The sequence below is a fragment of the Cupriavidus taiwanensis genome (assembly GCF_900249755.1).
Classification (GTDB): domain Bacteria; phylum Pseudomonadota; class Gammaproteobacteria; order Burkholderiales; family Burkholderiaceae; genus Cupriavidus; species Cupriavidus taiwanensis_D.
In genome coordinates, this window is the sequence record NZ_LT976854.1 from 860,803 (window position 1) to 884,833 (window position 24,031).

At 63.1% G+C, this 24,031-nt stretch carries 17 protein-coding genes and 1 pseudogene; 11 read left to right on the top strand and 7 right to left on the bottom strand.

Translation table 11 applies throughout. From position 1 onward, the window contains the following. Position 1 precedes the first annotated feature (1 nt). From CBM2594_RS19685 to CBM2594_RS19715, 8 genes and pseudogenes are all read left to right on the top strand, one after another. Complete coding sequence (locus CBM2594_RS19685) at positions 2 to 940, top strand: DUF4123 domain-containing protein (protein WP_116358478.1); 939 nt, start codon at positions 2 to 4, stop codon at positions 938 to 940. A gap of 7 nt (positions 941 to 947) precedes the next feature. After that, the gene (locus CBM2594_RS19690) at positions 948 to 3,692 is read left to right on the top strand and encodes a T6SS effector BTH_I2691 family protein (RefSeq protein ID WP_147310433.1); all 2,745 of its coding nucleotides are present in this window, start codon (positions 948 to 950) and stop codon (positions 3,690 to 3,692) included. Between the two features lie 13 nt (positions 3,693 to 3,705). Continuing rightward, the gene (locus tag CBM2594_RS19695) at positions 3,706 to 4,776 is read left to right on the top strand and encodes a DUF6708 domain-containing protein (protein ID WP_147310434.1); all 1,071 of its coding nucleotides are present in this window, start codon (positions 3,706 to 3,708) and stop codon (positions 4,774 to 4,776) included. Positions 4,777 to 5,031: 255 nt separating this feature from the next. Then, positions 5,032 to 5,244, top strand: a complete 213-nt coding sequence (locus CBM2594_RS19700) for a hypothetical protein (RefSeq protein ID WP_147310435.1) — start codon at positions 5,032 to 5,034, stop codon at positions 5,242 to 5,244. Between the two features lie 159 nt (positions 5,245 to 5,403). Further along, positions 5,404 to 6,441: a hypothetical protein gene (locus tag CBM2594_RS19705; RefSeq protein ID WP_232346685.1), complete on the top strand. Its 1,038-nt coding sequence runs from the start codon at positions 5,404 to 5,406 to the stop codon at positions 6,439 to 6,441. 237 nt (positions 6,442 to 6,678) lie between these two features. Beyond that, positions 6,679 to 7,815 (top strand): DUF6708 domain-containing protein, encoded by a 1,137-nt coding sequence (locus CBM2594_RS19710; RefSeq protein WP_116358481.1) that lies wholly within the window; start codon positions 6,679 to 6,681, stop codon positions 7,813 to 7,815. A gap of 322 nt (positions 7,816 to 8,137) precedes the next feature. Then, positions 8,138 to 8,281, top strand: a pseudogene (locus tag CBM2594_RS27165) (hypothetical protein); the annotation flags it as partial. A 179-nt stretch (positions 8,282 to 8,460) separates the two neighbouring features. Next, positions 8,461 to 8,949: a DUF6708 domain-containing protein gene (locus CBM2594_RS19715; RefSeq protein ID WP_116358482.1), complete on the top strand. Its 489-nt coding sequence runs from the start codon at positions 8,461 to 8,463 to the stop codon at positions 8,947 to 8,949. Between the two features lie 32 nt (positions 8,950 to 8,981). Here the strand turns inward: CBM2594_RS19715 and CBM2594_RS19720 are convergent, their stop codons facing one another. Further along, positions 8,982 to 9,338 carry a hypothetical protein gene (locus CBM2594_RS19720; protein ID WP_116358483.1) on the bottom strand — a complete coding sequence of 119 codons (357 nt, stop codon included), beginning with the start codon at positions 9,336 to 9,338 and terminating at the stop codon, positions 8,982 to 8,984. A 299-nt stretch (positions 9,339 to 9,637) separates the two neighbouring features. On the opposite strand from CBM2594_RS19720, the gene tssA reads away from it, so the two are divergent. Further along, positions 9,638 to 10,729, top strand: a complete 1,092-nt coding sequence (gene tssA / locus CBM2594_RS19725) for a type VI secretion system protein TssA (RefSeq protein ID WP_116358484.1) — start codon at positions 9,638 to 9,640, stop codon at positions 10,727 to 10,729. A gap of 57 nt (positions 10,730 to 10,786) precedes the next feature. On the opposite strand, the gene CBM2594_RS19730 is transcribed toward tssA, so the two are convergent. The 6 genes from CBM2594_RS19730 to CBM2594_RS19755 all read right to left on the bottom strand — a co-directional run bounded on the left by CBM2594_RS19730 (position 10,787) and on the right by CBM2594_RS19755 (position 19,459). Next, entirely contained in the window at positions 10,787 to 11,671 is an 885-nt protein-coding gene (locus tag CBM2594_RS19730; protein ID WP_373457601.1) for an OmpA family protein, read from the bottom strand. Next, positions 11,668 to 12,657 (bottom strand): type VI secretion system-associated protein TagF, encoded by a 990-nt coding sequence (gene tagF, locus CBM2594_RS19735; protein ID WP_116358486.1) that lies wholly within the window; start codon positions 12,655 to 12,657, stop codon positions 11,668 to 11,670. The genes CBM2594_RS19730 and tagF overlap by 4 nt, the downstream gene beginning before the upstream one ends. Next, positions 12,654 to 16,613 (bottom strand): type VI secretion system membrane subunit TssM, encoded by a 3,960-nt coding sequence (gene tssM, locus CBM2594_RS19740; protein ID WP_116358487.1) that lies wholly within the window; start codon positions 16,611 to 16,613, stop codon positions 12,654 to 12,656. The genes tagF and tssM overlap by 4 nt, the downstream gene beginning before the upstream one ends. 79 nt (positions 16,614 to 16,692) lie before the next feature. After that, positions 16,693 to 18,186 carry a hypothetical protein gene (locus tag CBM2594_RS19745; protein WP_116358488.1) on the bottom strand — a complete coding sequence of 498 codons (1,494 nt, stop codon included), beginning with the start codon at positions 18,184 to 18,186 and terminating at the stop codon, positions 16,693 to 16,695. Positions 18,187 to 18,244: 58 nt separating this feature from the next. After that, the gene (locus CBM2594_RS19750) at positions 18,245 to 18,514 is read right to left on the bottom strand and encodes a PAAR domain-containing protein (protein ID WP_116325407.1); all 270 of its coding nucleotides are present in this window, start codon (positions 18,512 to 18,514) and stop codon (positions 18,245 to 18,247) included. Positions 18,515 to 18,601: 87 nt separating this feature from the next. Beyond that, positions 18,602 to 19,459: a M15 family metallopeptidase gene (locus CBM2594_RS19755; protein WP_116359696.1), complete on the bottom strand. Its 858-nt coding sequence runs from the start codon at positions 19,457 to 19,459 to the stop codon at positions 18,602 to 18,604. A gap of 277 nt (positions 19,460 to 19,736) precedes the next feature. Between CBM2594_RS19755 and CBM2594_RS19760 the strand changes: the two genes are divergently transcribed. Next, a complete protein-coding gene (locus tag CBM2594_RS19760) occupies positions 19,737 to 20,576 on the top strand; it encodes a hypothetical protein (protein ID WP_116358489.1) in 840 nt (279 codons plus the stop codon). Between the two features lie 153 nt (positions 20,577 to 20,729). Continuing rightward, complete coding sequence (locus CBM2594_RS19765; RefSeq protein WP_116358490.1) at positions 20,730 to 24,026, top strand: type VI secretion system Vgr family protein; 3,297 nt, start codon at positions 20,730 to 20,732, stop codon at positions 24,024 to 24,026. Positions 24,027 to 24,031 lie beyond the last annotated feature (5 nt).

Consider the following 24,031-nt stretch of genomic DNA (forward strand, 5'->3'; position numbering starts at 1 on the left):
CATGTCCATGCAAGATCGCCATCTGATAAATCCCGCTGAGTCCGGAAAAGGGCAGGGCGGCGCCGAGACACCTGCTGGCCATTCCGCCTTTTCTCACCGGTGGCTATCAGATTTCGCCCACGCGCTGCTGAACCCGTTGTGCCTTGAACGTGAAGAGTGGGAAGACCTTCCGGTTACCAGGCTGGTACCTCCAGCACTGAAAGGGCAGGCGGAGTTCATGCCGTTACTGTTGAGTTTCAATGGTTTGACCGTGCCGCAACGCGCTATCCTGCTGGATCGTATAGAGGCGAGGGAGCGGCAGGGGGACTCATATCTCTGCGCCCTGCTCAACAGCGACGTCGAGAAATCAATGCTGTGTGCGCATCTTAGCCGCCTTCTGGTGTTGGCGCGACAGGACAATGGACAGCATTACCTGCTTCGCTATTACGACCCGCGTGTCATGCGGCACTTGCGTTGGTTATTGACTGACAAGCAGCATGGGGAATTTTTCGGGCCTATCAGCGTCTGGTCGTGGCCAGCATCTTGCGGCTGGATTACCGGTCGCCGTCCCCAGCAATACAGTCCCGGCCAACGATTGGCCCTGCATCCCGACCAGTGGGCGACGCTAGAGCGCATGGCCCTAATTAACCGGGCATTGACGGAACTTGAGATTCTGCAGCCCGATCTACCGCAGAACGACGCGCTGTTTCAGCGGCTGGATGCGGCACTGATCCAGGCAAGTACAGAACTTGCGTTGACGGATAGCGAGGATTGGCTGTTTTGCGCCATCCAATCCGTCCGCTTTCATCCGCAGATCCACCATCATCCTCAGCTACTGGAACGTCTTGGACAAGCCGCTACCAAGAGGGGAAGCTATGCTGCAGCATGTGCGGACCTTGACGACTTTGCTTGGCTCAGTATGGCGGATGAACTGAACAGCCGAGTGCCGACAGCGCAATGAGACAACCATGACCCAATCTGGTACGACTCCGAAGAACAACAAAGCCGGTTGCCCATTCTGCCAAAAGACAGGTCTTCCGATCTTGCCTGTCCGGTATGCGATCGCCCGCGACGACATAGGCAAGGGCAAACCGGCGCCACGGCTTGGTGGTCCTTTTGGCCACGGCGTCCAAGAGAATGGCCTACCCGCAGGACAGCACTATACATTGCGTCTCATGCGGCCTGGCTACCTCTATGTGTGCAATGAGAAGCGCGGCAGCTGGGATGCTTACGTGGTCACCGAAAAAGGATACCTGTACCCCTTTGCGACCGAGATCAAACACAGTGTCCTAGAGAAGATGGACACCAACAAGGTGCAGACCATTGACGCCTTGCTGCAGCCGCCCAAGGATTCCATCGAATTTAGTTGCCAGCGCGAACCCGACCATCCCTATCTGGCCCGTTGCATCATGATTCCAGACGCGAGTTCTGCAGAGAGAATCTGGCTCGGATTCTCGGATACGCCGTGGACGAAGCGTGTATGGAAGGCGCATACCAATGCCAAGGAGCGAGCGCGCCATATGCGCGAGCTGCGCCTGGATCTTTGGAAAGGAGGAGGCCACAGACACGCCGATTCGTTGGAGAAACTAGGCAGCCATTTGTCCGAGGCGGGTTATATGATCAAGGAGACCCGCCCCGAAACAGGCAAGCGCGGCACATATCCAAGCGAAATGGCGGGACAACCATCTGCATTCTCCCACTCGCCACAGGCGTTCTACGGCTTGAGCGAACAGCTGCCTGGTCTTGTTAATTGGGCAAATTTGCAAGCAAAGCGCATGGGCATGACTGCCCCAATGTTGGCAGTTGACGACCCAGTTGGATTGGCTTTGGAAGCCGCGCAGTTGCTGCGCTTGCGAGTCGAAATTTTCGAACGCGACAAGGGCCGGGACTGGAAACACGCCACATCGACGACCATTGTGGGCATGCGCCATGCCATTGAAGAGCAGGCGGTGCAGGAAGCCCTCCAAGTCAAACGAAACACTTCTGGCGTTGCCGTCTACACCTATGCCGATGGAATGCCGGTTGCGACGCCCTATGACCCAGACTTGGAGGAAAAGGTATGGGAGCAGAATGGGCTGAAGACACTGACGCCGGATGAAGAGAAGCGCGCGCGCAGAAATGCTTGGAAGGAGTATCTGAACGACTACAGCGAGCCTAACCGAGAGGCCTTCGATAAAGAGCTTGAGCGCGATATGAACGCGTACGCCAAGAATACCTTGGCGCCCCTGGCGCAGAGCTTTGTGAAATGGTACGGAGGCACACCATATCGTGAGGCGATGGCCTGCAACCACGATGACACCGATATCAAGAGCGGCGAAGCCATGACCAGCCTCGTCATGGCTTGCCTGTATGACATTGTTGGAATCGAGCCGGTCTCCGACATCCTTCTCGAGGAGTTGCAGGGTTCCTTTACGGAGCGCAAGAACACGGTGCTGCGGGCCCTTGTGCTTGACAACTCTGAAGCGGCTAAGAAATTGGAGAAGGCAGCGACTGCGGAGTTAGAAGTCGGAAATCCTGGAGCCTGGAGCAATGTATTCAAGGCCTTTGCCCACGTACTGGAGAAGGGGCATGCGAATGAGTTGGCGGGGGCATTCACAAGCGTCGCGCGCTTGGTTTACAGCGTGTCAGGGCCGATCGTCACCTTGCTTGGCCGATCCGGTCGCGCAGTTGCTGGAAAAGCTGGAGACGCAGCGGTAAGTCTTGCAGTCCGCTATCGCCAGATGGCGTTGCTCGGTTTGCTCGCCAATAAACCGCTAAACCGACTAAAAATTCGGGCATCGGAGGCAGAGCTTGCACACATCATTGTCGATGAATTGGCGCGGGTTAGTCCAAATGTTGATCGTGAGGCATTGAGGAGGCGAGTGGACCATCACGTCAGGACGGAGCTGTCCGAGCGATCCGGCGCTCGAGCTCGTGCCCCCGATGCGAGGAATGCTAGGGGTAGGCGCGTGTTCTACTGGACAGTCTTCTGGGATGACGAGACTAAGCGCTTGTTCAACGGCACCAGATTGGATCAGCTGGAGAACGTGCTATTGAGGGAGGATCAGCTAAGATCGGTGCTGCGAAGCCGGACGGCAAGCGGGATCAAATTGGATATCGGCCTGGGTGCGGCTGGGATGATTCTGGACGGTTGGAACGTCTGGCAGGCGTTCGCCGATATGCCCGATGCCAAGAAGGGAACGATGGGGCAAAGACAGCTTCAACTCGTCGGTGCGTTGACCAGCTTGGCGGGAAGTGGGGTGGAACTATTTGGAAAAGCGCTGGAACGAACAGCATGGGGAAAGACTGCACTTGTTCGTCCGTTTCAGGTATTTCTGACACAGGTTCCAAATCGCGGAGCGTTGGTCGCTTTTTTCGGAAAATGTATTGGCACAGTCGGCAGCTTCCTCGGCGCTGCGCTGGATGCTTGGAAGGCTTGGCAGGCGGTGATGCGCGGAGACGTTCCCATGGCGGTGCTTTATGTCAGCTCGGCGCTCGCTGGGGGCATCATCGCTGGTCTCATGCTTTTTGGGCTACTAAGTGCAGGCTTCGGATTCTTGCTCTTGCTTGCTCTCGCACTGCTTTCCATGTTGGGTGAATGGCTTATCAATGTGATACGTGACAACAAAGTTGAGATTTGGCTTGATAAGTCACCATTTGGTCGTCATGAGCATGGACGATTCAAGCACTTGAAGGAACAGGAATCCGCCTATGAGGCGATGCTGAAGGCCTGATTGGAGTAGATGAATGAGAGATGGTGAGTATGCCGGTTGGATTACACGGTATAAATTGAATAGGCGGATGTATCAATATGAGGAGGAGGAACATTTAGCTCCAGGGGCTCCCGCTGCGGAATTGCCTCCAAATGATCACGGACTGCTTCGCCTGAATTCGACTTTTTGCGAATACATGGATAGGTTCTTTTTACACCGCGGGTGGGCTGCAATGGGCGGAGCCCCATTCATTCTTTTAGCCTTGGTTTTTGCTGGATTGTTTGGGACTACCATATATTCACCGCGTGACGATGGATCCGACCCCAGCGATGCAATGGTTGCATTTAGTTGGATCGTCACTATAATATGCGTCTCGTGTGCAATATTCGTTGTCAAGGTAATTTGGCTGAAAGATTTTTTTCGCTATACACACTACCCGATTCGTTTCAATCGCAAGAACAGAGTTGTCTATGTTTTTCGACACAACGGTCCGGGAGGCGTGCTGACTGTGCCTTGGGACGACGCCTATTTCTTCGTCGGGCGTTCCGGGCCAGCTATGGGCGGACAGACTTATTTCACGTTCGATTTGCGTTGTCACATCCTCGACGATCAAAGAATGGTCCGCGATACGTTCGCGGTTGGAATGGACGGCAGTAACAGTCGCGGTGCGGTCTTGGAACATTGGGAAATGGTTCGGAGATACATGGAGGATGGGCCGCAATCGCTGCCGTTTCCACCGTTGGCACTGACGGTCAGCACCGATCCGACTTTTCGAAATGCAGTAATTACGCAGGTGAGTGGGCAGTTTTCCGGCGTCTGGCGAGTCCTGATGCTATTCATTACGCTGCCGTGGGCGCTATTCCGCTATCTGGCCATGAAAACCTGCAAACGTCCTGTATGGCCGGCAGAGGTAGAGGCAGCCTGCGCTATCGATCCGGAGGATCCCTTTGTCCTCGAGGAGCCACGGTATGCAGGCGATGCCAAGACCGGTGGTCCTGCGGGTGACGAGCAGTTTTTGGCATACCGAGAGCGGGCGTTGAAGATGGCCCTTGAGTACGATGCTGAGCGGAGAAATCGTCTCGGTCCGGATGGGACAACTGCTTAAATTGATCGAGTTGTGTATCCCCTTGACGCTTGCGGCGGGTTGACTGGCCGCGCTGCAGAGCGAACAACGCGCCGGTTCCGCGCCCGCGGAGCGGCTGGCGGCGCTGGAAGCGCAGCGGATCGACCCGGAGCAACGTGTGGCCGCTGCCAATTCCCGGTCGGCGCAGGAGCGAGAACTGTGCAGCGCGCACACAGGCGCTGCGTGCTGCATGGGAGCAGGGGCAGCGATGCCCAGGCGGAGACCGCCGAAAGGGCCATGGTTTCAGCGACTGACCTGGCCAAACTGCTCGGCGCCGCTTTTTCGCAAGCCAACCGCTTGCTGCGCCTACAGACGCTCCTTCGGCAATACGCGCTGATGCCGGAGCAGTTGCGGGCGGCAGAACAGTTGGATGGCGGTGGGTTCCGCATCGAACTGACGGTGGTATCGGATAACGCCGGTCGAAGCGAAAAGCTTGCTGGGACCTGCTGACCCAGCGCAGCCGGACTACGCTGTGGCCCCTTCCAAGCGAGTCAGTTCGGCGTGGGGGATTTAAATGTTCACATGGGAATATGAGTTTTCAAGGATCCGGAGGCGGTCACTGGATGAGGCTTGTGCGCATTTAAATCTTGAAGGGCAAAGCAGTGGGGAGTGAAGGAGGTCGGTGCTGCTCCTGGCGTTCTTCTGCAAGGCAGAAGTGTTTTCGCGCAGAATGACAGATATTTGGAGCTATGCAATCCTGGCTGGGAACAGCAAGGAATGGTGATGGCTGGGGTGGTGAGTGCATTTTTTTCTGCTTTGATCATATGGTTTTGGTATGGTGTTTCGGTTCATCCGCTACTTTTTAATAAATTTATCTTCTTTTTTGTGACGCGTGAGTATACGGGGCGTGGCGATCAGCTGATGATATGGTTCGGCTGGACACTGTTCCTGTTGCTCGCTATTGGGAGTGCATTTCTTATTTATTTATTGTTTGTGCGGGCCGGGGTCAGGACGGCTTTTTTTAGTCCGATTCGTGGGCGTATCCGCTTCAATAGAGCGACTCGAATGGTGTACGTACTCCGCCCGCATTATTGTGGGGGGAATGCAGCTTTCGAATGGGATAGGTTGGTAGCCCTCCTTAAACCGTACCCAGCCAGGCTCGAGCGTGTGGCCGACAGGCGCGGCTTCCCGCTCGCGCTATATCACCCACCTTTTAAACATGATGATCTCTTGGCGGAAGGCGAGGATGTAATTTTTGTTGGCCCGACATCTCTTTCCGGTGCTCCGGAGTATGTTGCGGGTCGATGGGAGTATATTAGGCGGTTTATGGAGGAAGGTCCGTCGGTCGATTATATTGCTGACGATGCGCCACCCACATATTCAAGGATTCCTAGATATCTTCCGCCTGACTATAGTACCTACTGTGGCATGCCAAGTTATCGTCAATGCTTGCGGGAAATGGGTGCGGTATTTTATCTTCCACTTTATCGCTGGTTAGTGCAGTCCACATGCACTTGGCCCTCCTTTCCCGATGAATGGCGAAGCAATTCTGGACTCGGAGAGCCGGAATTCAAACCTGTACAGACTGGCGCTGTTATGACAGCACTCGTGTATCGGGCGGAAGGCAAGTTGTCCAAAGAGGACTCGGCCGAACTTATGAGGCATTGGGGTACAGCGGACGGCCTAGAGGAAGTGCTAGCTCGCTAGGCCAAGGATCAGAGCGCTGGCAGCGAATCGTTCGATTCCGATCAACTGCCTTCGTTCATCTTCACGCCCGCGCTTGTTCCGCACTGCCGGTACAGTATTGATCTATACATGGCAAGCAGCAATTCTCGCTGCACGTAGTAGTGTGGTCGGCGCCGTAATGGCGCGCTGTAGCGTGGCAGCTTCTTGCACTGTGTCGCCGTGAGGGTAAGCCCCCGTAGTTGGACTCCTGAGGAGATCATGTTCGGTCGTGAATACGAGTACGTACGAGCTAGACGTCGATCTGTCGCCAAGGGCCGTGAACTATTGAACATCGACGGACAGCGTCGTTGGCGCGTGAATGAAAACGGCGCTGCGGAGGGAGTGTTTATCCCGGGCCGTTGCATCTACGCGCAAAACGACGCCTACCTGGAACTGGCCAACCCCGGTTTTGGCGTGCAGAGCATGGTGACGTCCTTGGCGTTGCTGGCACTACTTAGTTGCTTGTTTATGGTTTGGATCTGGTATGGCCTGGCCCTTCACCCGCTGCTGTTTGGTAGGGCGTTTTTTCTTAGTTGGAACGAACCCTATGAATCGGCGATGCTCCCGCTTGTGATCGGTGGATGGACGGTCATGTTGTTCTTCGTGGCCGGCAGCGTCTTTTTCGTCTACATGATGTTCGTTGGCTTGGGTGCGCGCACAGCATTCTTCTGCCCGTTGCGCGGGCGTGTCCGGTTCAACCGCAAGACACGCCAAGTCTACGTGTTGCGACCCGGCTATTGCGGTGGCGACAAGGTATTCGCATGGGATCGACTAGAGGCTGTGCTGAAGCCCTTTCCCGCACGCTTGGAGCCCAAGGTAGTCCGATACTTGCAGGCCCAGCCACTGGTTCTTTACCACCCGCCATTCAATGCGGACGATGCTGCAGCCGAAGGCGAGGACGTCATTTTTATCGAATCGGCGACAAATGCGTACTACCCGGAGGGAATTGCAGGCCTGTGGGAGTACATTCGCCAGTATATGGAGGAAGGCCCTTCGATTGATGTGATTCCACCCAATGCCCCGGCGTCGTTCAAACAGGTGCCGCGCTATCTGCCACCCGCCTACAGCACCTATTGCGGCATGCCGAGCTATGCACAATGCAGGTTAGAAATGGAAGTGTCATTCTATCTCCCCCTGTACATGCTTCTGGCGCAGTCCACATGTTCATGGCCGTGCTTCCCAAAAGCCTGGAAGAGCGATTCTGGCATCGGAGAGCCGGAGGAACGGCCCGTGCAGGCTGGCGCTGTGATGACTGCAATGGTGTATCGCGTGGAAGGCAAGCTGACTAAGACCGATGAGGTGGAATTCATGAGGCGCTGGGGTACGGCGGCAGGCCTTAACGAGGCGATGAAGTGATAACTCATCTGGATTGGCACGAAGCTATTGACCGAGCTGTGCGAAGTCGTTGAGGGGTAATACGTGAAAGAAGGGGAATACGCAGGTTGGTTGACTCGCTATACGGTGAACCGGCCGTTACGTGAGTACGAAATAGCCGAATATCTGGGTACCGGGCAGCCAGCTTCAACACTCTCCACCCAACGACCATGGCGTATTGGCCATGAATTCCACTTTCGTTGAGTACGTGGACAGACACTTCCTACAGCGTGGTTGGGCGGCCATGGGCGCAACACCATTCGTTGCCATGGGTCTGGCATTTTCTGGCCATATCGCATCAACGATGCACAGCCTTCAGGAGGATGGTACTGCGCGGGACGCAGCCTTCATCACTACCGATTGGATATTTATCACCGCATGGCTATTGTTTACGCTCTGCGTGATCAAATTCATCTGGCTCAAAGACTTCTTCTGCTACACCCACTACCCAATCCGCTTCAACCGCAAGAACAGAATGGTCTATGTCTTCCGACACAACGGCCCAGGCGGTGTGCTGACGGTACCCTGGACAAGGCCTACTTCTACATCGGCCGTTCGAGTCCGGCTGCTGGGAGCCAGGGCCACTACACCTTCGACCTGCGTTGCAACGTCCTGGACGATCAGCGCATGGTGCGCGATACCTTCGCTGTCGGCATGGATGGCAGCACCAGCCGCGGGGCGGTACTGGAACATTGGGAGATGGTGCGCCGCTACATGGAGGAAGGGCCGCAGAGCCTGCCGTTCCCACCCCTGGCGCTCACCGTTTCGACAGAAACAACGCTGCGCAACATGGTGATAACGCAGGTTAGCGGGCAGTTTTCGGGCTTTCTTAGCATCCTGATGCTGCCCATCACTTTGCCATGGGCGCTTTTTCGCTACCTTGCCATGAAGACCTGCAAGCGTCCCGTCTGGCCCAAGGATGTGGAGGGTGCCTGTGCAATCGACCCACAGGATCCCTTCATTCTTGAGGAGCCCAGCTATGCCGGCAACGCGAAGACCGGCGGCCCAGAAGGAGACGAGCGGTTGCTGGCATACCGCGAACAGGCTGTGAAAATGGCCCTTGAATACGATGCCCAGCGCAGGAAGCGGTTTGGGCCAGACGGTACCGCGGCTTGAGTCGATCGGGGTAAGGCTCGGTGGGAAAGCTGCTACATACCCCCGCGCATACCCGATAGCGCCGCACCAACAAATATGGCCCATGACAGGGTGGCGCCGACAGGCAGCGAAAAGGCGGCACTGCCCAGGCTCGTAACGGCGAGCCACCGGTTGCCGCGCAGCGCGGCAATCGCTGCAACGGGCAGTGTTGCGGCACCCACGAGCGCGGGAATCACAATCCTGGTGAGTGAAGGCTGATTTCCGCCGGCGATCAGCGCGAGGAATGCGGTCACCAGTACCAGCAGAAGATGATAGAGAATGAATCTTGCCCGGTCACTTCGCATCTTTCGGATCCACAGTCCAATGTACGCGGGATAGGCAAGGGCGCCGCTGAATGCCAACAGTTCCACATTCCGAAACCTGGACTGCGAGACTAGTTCATACACTGCCAAGGGAACCAGTAAAACAAGCACGACAAGCGTCGCATGTAGCGACAGGGATCTAAGCAGACTTTTCATTGGCAGGAGGGCACAGACAATCAGCAATGGTGATTTTGCGGATCTGGCCTGCCATGCGGAACATGGCAACGGCAAACATGGAACATTTAGCAGAGGGTAGGTCGCAAGTCATCGCCCTGGCCCCCCGCCCATGGCCTTACCGCACCTCCAACGGTACACTTACCGCTCATTCCCAAGGCTGACTGACCACCATGGCACCCCTCCAATTCGACCGCCTGCTCGCTCCGCTTCCCGGCGACCAACCCTGCGGCGAAGACCTGCTCTTCTCCGCCGAATTCGACCGCATCCAGGAGGCGCGCCGCGCTGACGATCCGTCGCTGGACCAGGGCGATTGGGTCACGGATATCAAAGAGGCGGACTGGCGCGAGGTGATCGGCATTGCCACCTCGCTGCTGCAGGATCGCACCAAGGACCTTCGCCTGGCGGTCTGGTTGACCGAGGCGCTCTCCAAGGAGAGGGGTTTTGCCGGGCTGCGCGACGGATACCAGTTGACGGCCGAGCTTTGCGGTCAATACTGGGATCACCTGCACCCGGTGATGGAAGCGGACGATGTCGATTACCGTACCGGCAGCGTCACGTGGCTGGCGGGGCGCTCGAGCCAGTTGATTCGGGAGATTCCACTGGTCGATGAAACAGCGGGTGGATATACCTACGTCGATTGGGAGGTGGCGACGCATCTCGCGGAAGCGATTCGCCGCGATCCGGAGCAGGCGGACGAACTGGCACAGGGCAAGGTCAGCCAGGAGCAGTTCGAAGCGGCGCGTAAAAAAACGCCGGCGGCATTCTATGTGGCGCTGCATGCCGACCTGGTGTCCTGTGAGGCGGCGTTGAAGCACCTGGGCGATGTGCTGGACGAGCGTGCCGGCGAGCATGCACCGAGCTTCCGCCAGGCGCGTGAGGCGCTGGAGGCTGTGCGTACGCTTGTGGAGCGCTTTATCGGCAAACCGGTGGAACGGCCCGCCAGCTCTGAGTCGGGCCAGACGTCGTCCGCGACAGTGCAGAATGGACATGCAAGCGTGCCGGCTGGCGCTGCCGATGCCATGCACTCCGGCCCGATCCGCACGCGAGCGCAGGCGCTGGCCCAATTGCGCGAGGTCGCGGATTTTTTCCGACGCACGGAACCGCACAGCCCGGTGGCTTACCTGGCGGCGCGTGCGGCCAAGTGGGGGGACATGCCGCTGCACGCGTGGCTGCGTACGGTGGTCAAGGACGATGCCACGTTGTCGCAGATCGAGGAGTTGCTGGGCGTTACCACGGATCCTTCCGCCGACAACGACGCATGATCCGTGGCCACGCCGGCAGTATCGATGCGCCGGCGTGAATCCTCTCGCAATGTTGGACTACTGCCCCGCCCGGAACTCGATCCTCCGGTTCTTCGCGCGGCCTTCCTCCTTGTCATTCGGCGCCACCGGCTGGTCCGGCCCCACGCCCACTGCCGTCAGCATGCCGGGCTCGCCGCCTTTGCCGATCAGGTAGTTCTTCACCGTCTCGGCGCGCGCCTGGCTTAGCGTCAGGTTCAGCGCGCGGCTGCCGGAATTATCGGTGTGGCCGACGATTTCGATCTTGCGGCCGCTCAGGCGCGGCAGCACCGCGGCCATTTCATCGAGGATGGCGCGGCCCTTGGGCGTCAGCGTGGCGGCGCCGGTCTCGAATTCGACGATCCGGTTGGCCAGGGTCTGGTCCAGCAGGTTCTGTTCGGAGGCGGGCACGCGCAGGCCGTTCTTCACCGTATAGGCCTGCCCCAGGCCGGTGGCCATGTCGCTGGCGATCTGCTGGCGCTGAGCTTCGTTGCGCACGTCACCGTGCACGGAGACCTGCGTGCCGTCGATGCTGAGCTGCCCGCGGCTGACCTGCTTGATTTGCGGCGAGAGGATCTTCTGCACATTGGCCGACCAGTTCGGGGGCGAGACGACGTTGCCGACTTCGATCTGGTCGACCACGTTGGCGCTGCCATACAGCTCGCGCAGGCGCGCCAGCACGCTGGCCTTGGTCGCTTCGTCAGGGACGGCCCCGCCGGCAACGACGCGGCCCGAAGAGGCCGCTGAAGGCGCGGCAGGCGCAGCGATGCCGCTGGCACCGGGATCGCCCGGCGCGGCATGGCCGGGCAGCATTGCCAGCGCGGCCAGCAATCCCGCGGCCAGTGCCGGCGTACGCGTCCCAACGGCGGCGGACGCAGCCCTGAGGCGGGCGATCCGGTTGCGTACTGCTTTGACACCCATGCTCATTCCCCGGCAAAGACTTCACGGAAGGTGTCGAGCGCCAGGCGCAGCGACAGCTGCGGCTGGTCCATGTAGCTGACGAACTTGGCCATGCCGTAGTCTCCGTTGACGTGTTGCTCGACCCACTCCGGGTCATCGATATTGATGTTCTGCTCGGCATACGCCAGCGGCGAGATCACGCCGTGCAGCGTGCGCGACGAAGCGCCGTTGAAGCCGATCACCAGCCGCTCGTTGCCGCCGATCTGCCCGAGGAAGATCGACAGCTCGAAATCGGCCCGGTGCAGGAAGCGCGACACCAGTTCCAGCCAGAAGCTTGCAACCAGGCTGCGGTAGAGCGGGTCGGCGGGCAGCGGCAGGGTCAGGCCTTTTTCCAGGTGCGAGGAGCCGGACGACATCAGCGGCTGCAGCAGGATGCCGAGCGCCAGCAGCGTGCGGCGCAAGCGTACATGCTGGCCCTGGCCGGCCAGCATGTGTTCCAGGCCGGCCACGGTCTGGAAGTCGATGAAATCGGCAAAGCTTGCGTCGTGCGTTTGGGCGCCGGCACCGGTTTCCACGCCCAGCTGGGCCTGGCTCAGCTGCTGCAGGCCTTCGGTCGCATCGGACGCCTGTGCCAGCGCATGCATCTGCTGCCCGGCACGCGTCCACAGGCGGGCCAGGGCCAGCGGGCTGCGGGCGATGAATTGCAGGGGGCGCTCCACCTCCATCGCCGCTGCCGTCAGGAACGGGAAGCGGCGCGACGACAGGTCGCTGCTGGCCATCAGCGCGCCGGCGATGGCGAGCTTGCTTTGCGAGCCCAGGAAGGCGAAGTGCATCGGCTTCCAGGCGTCATAGCAAGCCTTCCAGGCGGGATCTTCCGCCAGCAGTTCCATGCCCTGCGCGAGCCACCGGTCCAGCGTATCGAGCAGTTGGGTGTTGTTGGCGCTCTTGACGAAGTCGCCCCGGGACGGGAGCTTGCCGAAATAGGACAGCTGCAGTTGGGTCGGCTGGCTCATTGCGCCGTACCTCCTTGGTTGACTTGGGCCGAGGCCTGCGCGCTGCCCGGCGTGCTGGCCTGCGGGTTCGGGGCAGGTGGGGCGGACGGCGGCGCCGCGGGCGAAGTTGACGGCGAAGGGGCCGGCGGCGTCGCGGTATTGAGCGGTGCGTTGGCGTCGGCGATCGCGGTCGGCAGGCGCAGGCCGCGCAGGCCCTGGCTCTGTGGCGAGTCGGAAGCGCTGGCGTTGCCTGCGGTCTGCGGGCTGCTGATGATGCGCAGCGCCACGCTGACTGCGATGTTGTCGCGGCTCCAGGTCAGGTCGAAGGCCCCATCCGGGCGGCGCTTGCGCGCGGCCGTGGCGATCAGGCGCTCCAGGCCGAAGCGGCCCGGTTCGTTGAGCAGTTCGACGGAACGGCCGTCGAACGTCGTCGCCGTAATCCTGGCCCCCGGCGATCCCTGCGGGTTGGGCCAGACAAAGTTGGCCCATTGCGCCGGCGTATTGCGATAGCGCAGCTGCTGGCCGTCGATTTCGATGGTGTACTCGGTGGTCCCGGTCGCGGGCGTCGGCAGGATCTGGAACACGGTCTGCTGGGCCGCTGCGGCCGTGGCGCCGCCGCTGCCACCCGCAGCGCCGCCGGTCAACGGCGCCACCCAGCGCGTAAAGTTGGTGGTGAACTCGGGTGCCAGCGTCAGGCCCAGGTCGCCCCAGGTGCGTGCGGCCAGCATGTCGCCGCGGCGCACCGACAGCGGCCCGATGGTGGCGGTCGTGAATTTGGCGATGGCGCCCTCCGGCCCGAAGATCTGGCCGATCTCGGCCGCGCTGGCTTCGATCTTGGCATCCGAGGCAAACGGATACTTGGTCGCCAGGGTCTGGCTGAAGGGCTGGTACACCTGCGCGTTCCAGACCTTGTTGATCTCGACGCTGGCCGGGCGGATCACCACGGCGTAAGACTGCAGCAGCGGCCGCACCAGCAGCGGCCGCAGCGCCTGGCGCTGGCTGTCGGTGAGCCCGGTCATCATCTGCTCATCGACATACTTGAGCGCATCCGACAGCTCCGAGCCATTGCCGTCCAGCGTCTGCTGCATCAGCTGGCGCGCGCCGGGGCCCGGATCGCCCTGGTTCTTGAGCTGGTTGAAGCGCGTGCGCACCTTTGACAACGACTCCATATACCCGCGCAGCATCGAGTTGTTGTCATGCATCACGACGATGCGTGCCAGGCCCGAAAATTCCTTGCCGACCGGGCCCATCGGGATCGTTCCGGCCGCGGTGCTGGCGCCGCTCACATCGACATTGACGCTCATCTGCGAGGGCGTGCCGCGCGAGATCAGCCGCTTGAACCAATCGAGCATGCCTGACTTGGCCTGCTTCAGGCCGGCATTGAGCAGCGACGGGTTGTCCCAAGAGGTCTGCTCATACGCAGTGTCCAGCACCTTGCGGATCGGCGAGTTGGCCGGGTCTCCCAGCAGGTTCATGCTGGCCACGGCCTGCTCGAAGCTGCCGAAATCCTGGATGGTCACGCCCTGCATGAAGCGCTGCCATTCACGCGCGTACTCGGTCTTGTACATCGTGACCAGCGTCTTCTGGATCTGCTCGGGGCTGCCTTCCAGGGTCAGGTCGTCGCGCGCGGCGACGTTGAGCACCCAGTCCTTGCTCTGCAGCTCCTTGCTGGCGGCTTCGCGGATGGCGGGCTGCACGTAGCCGAGCCACGCTTCGCGGGTGAAGGTGCCGGGCACGGCGTAGCTGCCGGCGACCACCGAGGCGCCGGTGTCGCCCACGATGCGGGCTACGGTCATCGGAGCAAAGCGGGTCGAGGCGCGCGCCTTGATCTCGGCATAGGCGCGCTCGCGCGCGGGCATGCCGCGCACCACGCGGCGCAGGTTCTCGCGGGTCTGGTCGATCAGCGACAGATTGCCTTCCAGCAGCGGCCGGTTGTCGTCGTTGACGCGGGCCAGGAAGAACGACAGGTTGCGCTCGGCCGAGCGGATCAGTTGCTCGCGCGGCATGTTGCCGCGGTTGTCTTCGAGCCAGCCGCGCCAGAAGCGGGTCATCTGGTCAGTCAGGTGCGCGACCTCGACGTGGCGCTTGTCTGCCAGCATCAGGTAGGTCTTGAGCGCGTTGTACGCGTCTTCCACGTTGGTGGGCGAGGCGTCGGTGTAGCGCTTGCCTGCGGCGGGCGTGGCGGTGGCTACCGGAGCAGCCATGGCGGCGGAGGCCGGGGCAGGGGCTGACGACGCCAGCGATGTCGCGGCCACGGCGCCGGTTTCCGGGGGCCGCACCATTGGCGCAAGCTGTTCGGGGTGCGCGTTGACTTCTGCCAGGAAGGTCTCGATGGCGCCACCGACCGGTTTCAGCATCACCTGGCGCAGGCCGTTGTAGTACTCGTCCAGCAGCTTGTGCTGCAGCGTATCGCCCTGGTAGAGGCCCAGCGACAGCGCCAGCGGATGGTCGGCGCGGAAGCGTTCCAGCTGTTCGATACGGTCCTGCAGGATGTCCAGCGCTTCCAGCCGCGCCTGCAGGTCAACGCGGTTCTGCTGCATCTTTACGATCTTGTCCAGGTCCGCCTGCACATTGGCGGTCAGCTGCCGGTTGCCCAGGAACGACCAGGTCCAGCCGCCCAGCAGCAGGCCCAGCACCAGCACCAGCCCGAAGAACGTGGCAAAGCGTAGCCGCGTCTTGGCGGGGCTGGCAAACTGGCGCACGGTGCGGCGGTCGGCAAAGATCACCTTGGAAAACAGGTCGCGCAGGAAGAAGCCGTTCTTCGAGAACACCTCTCGATTGCCTGCCACGCCTTCCAGCTTGAGCCCGAAACGGCGCGCGATGCGCTCGGCCGACACACTGGTGGTGCTGGCTTCCTGTACCGCGCTGGTGAAGTAGAAGCCGCGGAACACCGGCTTGTACTGGAACGGGTTCTCGTCGAACAGCGTGACCAGGAAGGCGCGCAGCGTCGGCTTGACCGAGGCGAACTCCAGCGGAAAGCTCAGCAGCCCCGGCGACAGCTTGCCGTTGCGGTGCTGCGCGATCTGCGCCACGCTGATCTCCTTCAGGCCGTCGCACAGTTCGTCGAAGCGCTGGTCGAACACGGCCGCCACGTCGCGACGCTCTTCGGGGGCGAAGGGCAGGGTGGCGCCCCAGACGCGGTCGCGCTCCTGCTTCTCGTTGTCGCCGAAGAATTCGGTAAAGCCGGTGATCAAATCCGCCTTGGTGAACATCACGTAGACCGGCGCGAACACTTCCAGCCGCTCGGTCAGCTCCTGCACGCGCTGGCGCAGATTCTTGGCGAGGTTGATGGCGAACTCGGGGCGGTTCTGCGTCAGTTCCGGAATGCTGACCGTAACCACGATGCCGTTGATCGGCGCCTTGGGCCGGTAGCGCTTGAGCAGGTCCAGAAAGCCCAGCCATTCGCGCCGGTCTTCCTCATGCACGGCGTAGCGGCCCGCGGTATCGAGCAGGATGCCTTCGGTGGTGAAGAACCAGTCGCAGTTGCGGGTGCCGCCGATGCCGTGGATCACGGCGCTGTTCTTGTCGGCGAACGGGAATTGCAGGCCCGAGTTCAGCACGGCGGTGCTCTTGCCGGCCGCGGGGTTGCCGATCACGATGTACCACGGCAGCTCGTAGAGCGCCTCGCTGCCCGACATCTGGCCCAGCTTCGAGGTCTTGATGGTTTTTACCGCGCTGGCCAGGCGCGTGCGCAGCGCCTCGACCTCGTCGCGCTTGTCGGGCGGCGCCGCCTTGGCGGCCATGTCGGCCTGCTGCTCGAGGATGCCCTCGAGCTTGCCGCTGGCCCGGCGCGCGCGCCAGCGCTTCCACAGGTAGGTGGCCAGCCACGCCAGCAACAACATGCCCAGGACGATGGCGACCCAGGCCAGCCCGATTTCGAAGGTCTGCGCCATCAGCAACAGGAAGACGGTCAGCACGACCACGCCGAATACCGACAGCGTGCGTGTGTGGGTCAGGAAGTTAAGGATGCGATGCATGTTGCCTTTGGCTCGGGAGCAATACGGGATTTGGGGGCGTGGTTCGGGTCAGGGGCTGGTCAGGACAGGTCTGGCGGGATCAGGCCGGCAGGATTGCGACGGCGCCGCGCTGCTGCGCGTCGCCGGCGCTCAGCGCCAGCACGGGGCGGCCGCCATCGAGCGCCAGGTGATGGGCCACCACCACCGGCAGCAGCGCGCCGGCAGCGCCGGCATAGCCGCACGGCAAGCCCAGCGCCAGCAGGTCGGCTACAGGGTCCAGCGACGGGAAACGGGTGCTGACCACCTGGGCGACCTCGACGGTGCGCACGGGATGAACGCCGGTGTCCGTGACGATGGTGGCCACTGCGGCGGGGGCCGCGTCGGCTTGCCCCGCGGTGGCGGCTTCGCCTTCCGGCGCGGGTTCGGCCTTGCCGGCAATGGTCTCGATGGCCTGGCTGACAGCCTGCGCCAGCGCTTCCAGCTGCGGCAGGCCGCGGTCTGCCGTGGGCGCGTCCAGGCGGGCCATCGCTGTGCGCGTAATCAGGATCGGGGCGCTATCGGCCGCCGCGTCCGCAGTCCCGTCAGTGCCTGTTTCCGCGGTGCCCGTCGCACCTTGGTGCGCGCCCAGCAGCACGCCGGCGGCAGCCTCGCCCGGTGTCCGGCCATGCGGGCAGCGCGCACTGAACAACTGGTCTTCCTGTTCCAGCGCCTCGACGGTATTGGCCCCGATCAGCGAATCGGCGGCTACCAGCATGCGCAGCGCCGGCACGCCGTCGACCGGGCGATTCACGGCCTGGGTGGCGCGGTCCAGCAGCAGCAACGCGTCGCCGTCGCCGCGTGCGGCCGTGGCTTCGAGCGTGAGCCGCGCGGCTGGCCAGTATTGGGACAAGCGCTCGCGCAGCCAGTCGCCAGCGGCGGCCTGGCGGCTTTCCGGCCAGCCGCGCGGCAGCAGCATGGTGGCCACCAGCGGCGCGGCGCTTTCCGGCACGGCCATGTCGAAGCCGGCCGGCGCGTAAATCGCTGCCTGCATGGCGAGCTCGTCGGTTACCTCGCCCGCCAGCGCCAGCGCGCGCAGCGCCTCGTCATCCCAGGCAAGATCCGGCGTGCGGGCCGCGAATTCGGTGCGCAGGCTGTCGATATCGAGCGACTCGACCTGGGCAGCAAAGACCGGCGCAGGCAAGCCATCCAGCGCAACCAGGCCCGGCCGGTTGCCTGCCTTGGCGGCTTCCGCCAGCGTGTCGGGCGCATTGCCGGCAGGCGCGCGCACGGCGGTGGCAAGCAACGCCGCGCGCCAGGTACGGGTCGGATCGCCGGACTCGGGGTGCGCGCCGTCCGCAGCATCGCTGGCGGCCCCGGATGCCGGGGTCGGGGGCGCCTGGCTGGCGGCCGCAACATTGGTGCGGATCCCGTCCAGGGCGCGCTTGATGACCAGGTAGGCGGCCACCATGCCGGCCGGCATCAGCACCAGGTGCGTGACGATGTCCGTGGTGGTCGGCATCCGGTTGATGGACTGCCACCAGGCAATGGTCGCGACCCACACCACGGCGAACACCGCGAACAGGATCAGCGTGGACTTGATCAGTCTTGGAAGCATGGTTTCGTATCGAGTAGCGGCAGCAGCGCGTTTGAAACGGCCGTTCGCTGCCGGGACTTCATTCGCTGCCGGTCACGCCCTGGCTGGACAGCAAGGTCGCGCCGCAAGCGGTCTTGTCGCCGTGCCGCGCCGCGGCGCGGCCATCGATGATCACGTTGGGGTCGCCGGTGACAATGACGGTGGTGCCGCCATGGCCGGAGCGAGGGCAGGTGACACGATCGCCCACGCAGGCAATGCCCTTGCCGTTGGTGCTGGTGTTGCCCGATGCGGTGATCACCACGCCGCCGTGGTCGGTCTTGTCGCCCAGCAGAATGAAAGGACGTGCCACTACGCTCTCCCCGTATTGCGCCGGCTAGCCGCTGCCGGTCCTGTATCCGTGTACCTGCCAGCCCCGCCACGCGGGGCGATCGTGCCCTTATTGCTGTGCCGGGCGCTTGCCCAGCACACCCGGGCGACGCAGTTCGACGTGCCCCAGGTCCATCATCTTCCAGCGCCCGCCCCAGACCAGCCCTGCCGACTCGGCGGCACGGCCATACAGCTCGTAGCCGCGCATGGCCCAGGGGTCTTTCTCGCTGATCACCAGCTTGCCGTCGCGGTAGAAGGCGCTGTCCGCGGCCAGCCCGAACTGGTGGTAGCTGTGGTACGCGCCGGCCTGCGTCACATGGCTGCCCATCGCGGCCAGCCTGGCCTGCCGTTCCGGGCTGCGGTAGCCCTCCAGCAGCGCCATTTCGTAACCGTGCTCGTCGCGCATGATCTTGTAGACCAGCAGCAGCCGCTGCCTGAAATCGGCATCCAGTTGTTCCCAATCCCGGCTGGCCTCGCGGATCGCCGGGCGGATCAACTCCACTTCGCGCGTGGTGAAGACCTCCGGTGGCAGCGGTGGCGGCGGCACCAGCCGCTCGCCGTTGAGCAGCGCGGCGATCTGCGGGTCCGGCTCGCGTACGCCGTCATCGTCCTCGAACTGGAAGACCTGCCGGTGACGCAGCGCCAGCGCCAGTACCGGCGGCAGCGTCACCACGCCCGCGGCGGCCAGCACCAAGGCACGACGCTTGGCCAGGAAGTCCCTGGCGGAAGCGAGCGTGGTGGTCGCGTTGCCGACCGAGTGGCGGATCGAGCTGGCCGATTGCGAACCCGCCGACGCCGCACTGGTGCTCAGGCGGCGCCAATGCGAGCGCGCCACGGCAAAGCAGCGCTGCCGTACTGCCGGAAGCAGCAGCACGGCAGCAGCGGCAACCATCAACACGAAATAGAGGACCAGTGCGACAAAGACCATGCTTACCTGCGTGACCGGGCTGGGCTGCGCCCCGTGCGGCGAAGCCTCCGCAAGGGTGCCGAGCATATTCAGTATTTTTTACATCTGTATTCGATGAGATCTCAATCCGGGGTGACGTCCCGCGTATCGGGTTTGTCTTTCGACGAGGCCAGCCGTAGAATCCGGAAGTCTAAGGCCAAAATGATCGAATCTGCCATATATGACACAACGGGCCGGTAATTGTAAATCCGGCCGGTAGCGTCCGCCGCGCATTTTATTTCAATTTTCTTGATGACAGATGAGCAATAGCGACGATGTGAAGCCGTCAGGGCCGCCAACGCTGTTCGGCAGCGAGCCTGACGCCGGCGCAGCCGGGCAGACCCGCATCCTGGCCAGCCTGGAAGGGCGGGTGCCGATGGCCGCCAAGGCCCCGGCGCGCAAGCCGGCTGGTCGTTACCTGGGTGCGGGCCTGGTTGCTGTTGCCGTGGCGGCCGTGGCCGGTTGGCTGTGGCTGGATCCGGGCGCCGACCCGCCCGCATCGATTCGGGCAGGCAATCCGGCAGCCCCCGCACAGCCGGGTGCTGATACAGCGTCTGGCGGCACGACGCTGGCCGGCAACGGGCAGGCATCGGCGCCGGCCGCTGCCGCCGCGTCCCAGGAGTCGGCCCAATTGGTTGCCGGGGATGCCCAGCCGCAGGCGGCAACCATCGTCGATGCCGATAGCAGCGATCCCGCCCTGGATCGGCTCGGCAAGGTCGACGGCGCGGCAGCCGCAGGTGCGGCAGGCGCTGTCGCGGGCGCGACCACGCTGGCCGCGCTGACCTCTCTCGGTAGCCAGCCAGCCGCGGCCAGGCCGAAGACTGCTGAAGTCAGCAAAAATACCAAAAAGACAGCAACGTCGAAGACGGCCACGACCGTGGAAAGGAGCGCCACGAGTACGGCAGCGAACAGCAAGGACAAAAAGGCCGTCGCCAAGACCAGTACCCCGGCAAAGTCGAAAACAACGCGTCGCAAGTCGCCTTCCACGGCGGCCGACCCGGATGCCGAAGTCCTGGCGGCACTGCTGTCGCAGCCTGAGGGCAAGCCGATCAGCACTGCAGCGCCCAGCACGCGGTCTACCGCCAAGGCGCGCAACTGAACCAGGCGACGGTTTAATCCCAGTTCTGATCATCGGCGTGGCGGGCCGGCATGCGCCACACCGTGCTTGCAAGCCAAGGCCGGCGCCGGCAACGGTAGCCCGGTGAGCATGTCGGGCCCCTGAAGCAGTTGCGGCTGCACCAACGGACAGCGAATGGATGTAACCACTCTTTACCAACATCTTTTCAGCGCGGCTCACCGCCTGTACGCGCTGGAAGGTGAAGGCGCGCTGGGCGAGCTCGCCGTCGAAGCCTGGATCGGGCGCGAAGGCGTCTCCGCGCTGGCCGAGTCGCGCATCGTGGCGGTCAGCGCTAACGCCGATATCGCGCTGGACAGCCTGCTTGGCCAGCGCGTGACGCTGCTGACCACGCTCGCCGGCGGCGGCCAGTCGCGCCGCAGCGGCCTGGTCCGGCAGGCCGAGAAGCTGGGCGCCGACGGCAGCCTGGCGCGCTATCGCCTGACCGTGGTGCCGTGGCTGTGGCTGACGACGCAGCAGCGCAACAGCCAGGTGTTCCAGAACCGCAAGCTCGACAGCATCATCGAGACCGTGCTGCAGCCGTATGCGCCGCACGCGCAATGGCGCTACGCGGCCGGCGCCGAGGCGCGCATCGCCGCCATCGGCGAGCGCTCCCATGTCGCGCAGTTCCGCGAGACTGACTACCACTTCCTGTCGCGCCTGCTGGCCGAGGCCGGCCTGGGCTATACCGTCGTGGAGGACGAGGAAGCGCCCAGCGGGCATGCCGTGGTGATTTTTGCCGACAGCGCGCAATTGCCGGAAGACGAGGAATCCGCGGCGGGCGGCGGTATCCGCTTCCATCGCGCGCACAGCCAGGAATCGGCCGATGCCATCCAACAGCTGGCGTGCGAGACCCGCTCCACCGTTGGCGGCGTGGCCGTGACGGCATGGGACCCGGAGGCCAAGCGGGCCATCCGCGGCCACGCGCCGGCACGCTACGTCGGCAACGCCGGCCGGGCGGTCAGCCCGGACCCGTACCTGTCCGTCAGCCTGTCGTTGGCGCCGGACGCGGCGAGCGCGCAGCGCGTCGCCGAGCAGGTGATCGAAGCCGTCGAAGCCCGCGCGCTGCTGTTCACCGGGCGTGCGTCCGTGCGCACGCTGCGCAGCGGCACCCGGCTGACCGTGACCGGCTGCCCGCACCTGCCGCTGCAGGAAGACGATGCGGCAGGATATCCGCTGCTGCTCGATGCGGCGGAACACTGCGGCATCAACAACCTGGCTGCCGACACGCGCGCCGCGCTGGCCGATCGCATGGGGCCGCTCGAGGCGGCCTTGTGCTTCGACGCCCCGCCGCCAGCGCCGGACGCCCCGGTGGCAACGCCCGGGCTGCTGGGCGTGCTGCCAGATCTGGAGCCAGTGCGGCTGGCCCCGACGCAAGCGCTGCAGGCAGCGGCACGCGAACAAGGCTACGCCGCCATCTTCCGTGCCATCGACGCACGCCGTCCATGGCGCGCCTGCGCGCTTGACGTCGATTGCCCGCGTCTTTACAGCCGGCCCACCCCGCTGGGCGTGCATAGCGCCATCGTCGTCGGCCCCGATGGCCAGTCCCAGGCCGAGGGCAACGCCGAACACCACGCCAGCCCCGCCGGCGAGATTCGCGTGCGCTTCCACTGGCAACGCGGCGATCGCGCCGACGACCGCAGCAGCCGCTGGATCCGGGTCGCACAGCGCCAGGCCGGCGCCGGCATGGGCTGGCAGTGGCTGCCGCGCATCGGCCAGGAAGTGCTGGTCAAGTTCGCCGACGACGACATCGACCAGCCATTCGTCATCGGCGCGCTGTACAACGGCCAGGGCGAAGCGGGCCACGCGCCCACGCCGGGCGGCAAGAGCGCGGCGGCGGGCAGCGACAATCAGTCCCTGTACGCGCAGGGCACCGACAGCGCACCCAGCGCGCAAGGCAACCTCGCCGGCGGTAACAGCCCCGCCTGGCACGGCCTGGGCGCGCAGCCCGACGGCCACCGCAATCCGGCCGCGCTGACGGGTTTCAAAAGCCAGGAACATGGTGGCAAGGGCTATAACCAACTTGTGCTGGACGACAGCGACAGCCAGCTGCGCACGCAACTGGCCACCACGCTGCAATCGACCCAGCTCAATCTTGGCCACCTGATCCACCAGCAGGACAACCGCCGCGGCAACTTCCGCGGCCAGGGCTTCGAACTGCGCACCGACGGCCACGCCGCCGTACGGGGCCAGGCCGGCCTGTTGCTGACCACCTACCGTGACGCCGCCACCGGCCGCGCACTGCCCACCGGCGACAACGCCGCCGGCATCGCGCTGCTGCGCCAGGCCGGCGACCTCGTCAAGACCCTGAGCCAGGGCGCGGCCACGCACCAGACCCAGGCGCTGTCGACCGGCAAGGATGACGAAGCGCCGTTGCCGAAGCAAACCAAGGCTGCCTCCGGCATGGTTGACGGTCAAGCGCTGGAAGCGGCGAAAGCCGATGCGTCCAGCGGCAACACCACGACCACCGGCAAGGTACCGCACCAGGCCGCGGCCATGGTCCACCTGAACGGCCGCGCCGGGCTGACGATGGTTGCAGGCCAGGACCTGCAGATTGCCAACGGCGAAAGCGTGGTCCTGGCCAGCGGCCAGGACAGCAACGTCGCGGTTGCCGGCCAGGCGCGCGTGCACGCCGGGCAGGCGATCGGCGTGGCGGCGGGCCTTTCAGGAGCGGGGGAGAACAACATCGGACTGCAGCTGACGGCGGGGCAGGATGATATCGATATCCAGGCGCAGCATGATCTGCTGAAGCTGGCGGCACGGGATGATTTGACCGTGGTGTCGGCCAATATGAATGTGGATTTTGCCGCGGCGAAGCGGATTCGGATTGCGACGGCGGGCGGGGCATCGATATTGATCGAGGGCGGGAATATTACGGTGGAGTGTCCGGGGGCGATTACTTATAAGGCGGCGCAGAGGAAGTTTGAAGGGCCGGTGAATAGTGCCTACCCGCTCCCCGAGTTTCCGCAAGCGCCGATGCCGTACAAGCCCATGGAATTCCGCATGCGCCTGGCAAATACCCCGGGCGAAGGCGGGCACGCGCTGGCTCACGCGCCCTGGAAGATCGCCGTTGGCGAAGCGCCACTGGGACTCGGCATGGTGGCTGACGACGAACTGGTGGCGCATGGCGTTACCGATGTGGATGGTAACGTGGTACTCAGCCAGGCCCAGCAGGAAGCCCTGGCGCGCGCCTATTGCGCCAGTCCAGCCAACACCTGGCTGGTGTATCCCGGCCAGACCGTACGTGTTCACGTTGCCGAGCAGGATCCGACTTGGACGGATGCGGAGGCAGCACGCCACGCTCTCAATGCCGGTGACTTCAGTGGTGGACTACCGCAATCTATGTCGGACGACAATACGCAGCAACGGCTACGCTATGCCCGCGATGCGCTCGCCGCGGGATCGTCCAATCAGATCTACAAGAAAACTCAGTAAATTAG

Excerpts from the sequence above, each read along its gene's own strand:
- CBM2594_RS19685 (WP_116358478.1), top strand. The coding sequence starts at position 2 with ATGTCCATGCAAGATCGCCATCTGATAAATCCCGCTGAGTCCGGAAAA.
- CBM2594_RS19690 (WP_147310433.1), top strand. The coding sequence starts at position 948 with ATGACCCAATCTGGTACGACTCCGAAGAACAACAAAGCCGGTTGCCCA.
- CBM2594_RS19695 (WP_147310434.1), top strand. The coding sequence starts at position 3,706 with ATGAGAGATGGTGAGTATGCCGGTTGGATTACACGGTATAAATTGAAT.
- CBM2594_RS19700 (WP_147310435.1), top strand. The coding sequence starts at position 5,032 with ATGGTTTCAGCGACTGACCTGGCCAAACTGCTCGGCGCCGCTTTTTCG.
- CBM2594_RS19710 (WP_116358481.1), top strand. The coding sequence starts at position 6,679 with ATGTTCGGTCGTGAATACGAGTACGTACGAGCTAGACGTCGATCTGTC.
- CBM2594_RS19715 (WP_116358482.1), top strand. The coding sequence starts at position 8,461 with ATGGTGCGCGATACCTTCGCTGTCGGCATGGATGGCAGCACCAGCCGC.
- tssA (WP_116358484.1), top strand. The coding sequence starts at position 9,638 with ATGGCACCCCTCCAATTCGACCGCCTGCTCGCTCCGCTTCCCGGCGAC.
- CBM2594_RS19730 (WP_373457601.1), bottom strand. The coding sequence starts at position 11,671 with ATGAGCATGGGTGTCAAAGCAGTACGCAACCGGATCGCCCGCCTCAGG.
- tagF (WP_116358486.1), bottom strand. The coding sequence starts at position 12,657 with ATGAGCCAGCCGACCCAACTGCAGCTGTCCTATTTCGGCAAGCTCCCG.
- tssM (WP_116358487.1), bottom strand. The coding sequence starts at position 16,613 with ATGCATCGCATCCTTAACTTCCTGACCCACACACGCACGCTGTCGGTA.
- CBM2594_RS19745 (WP_116358488.1), bottom strand. The coding sequence starts at position 18,186 with ATGCTTCCAAGACTGATCAAGTCCACGCTGATCCTGTTCGCGGTGTTC.
- CBM2594_RS19755 (WP_116359696.1), bottom strand. The coding sequence starts at position 19,459 with ATGGTCTTTGTCGCACTGGTCCTCTATTTCGTGTTGATGGTTGCCGCT.
- CBM2594_RS19760 (WP_116358489.1), top strand. The coding sequence starts at position 19,737 with ATGAGCAATAGCGACGATGTGAAGCCGTCAGGGCCGCCAACGCTGTTC.
- CBM2594_RS19765 (WP_116358490.1), top strand. The coding sequence starts at position 20,730 with ATGGATGTAACCACTCTTTACCAACATCTTTTCAGCGCGGCTCACCGC.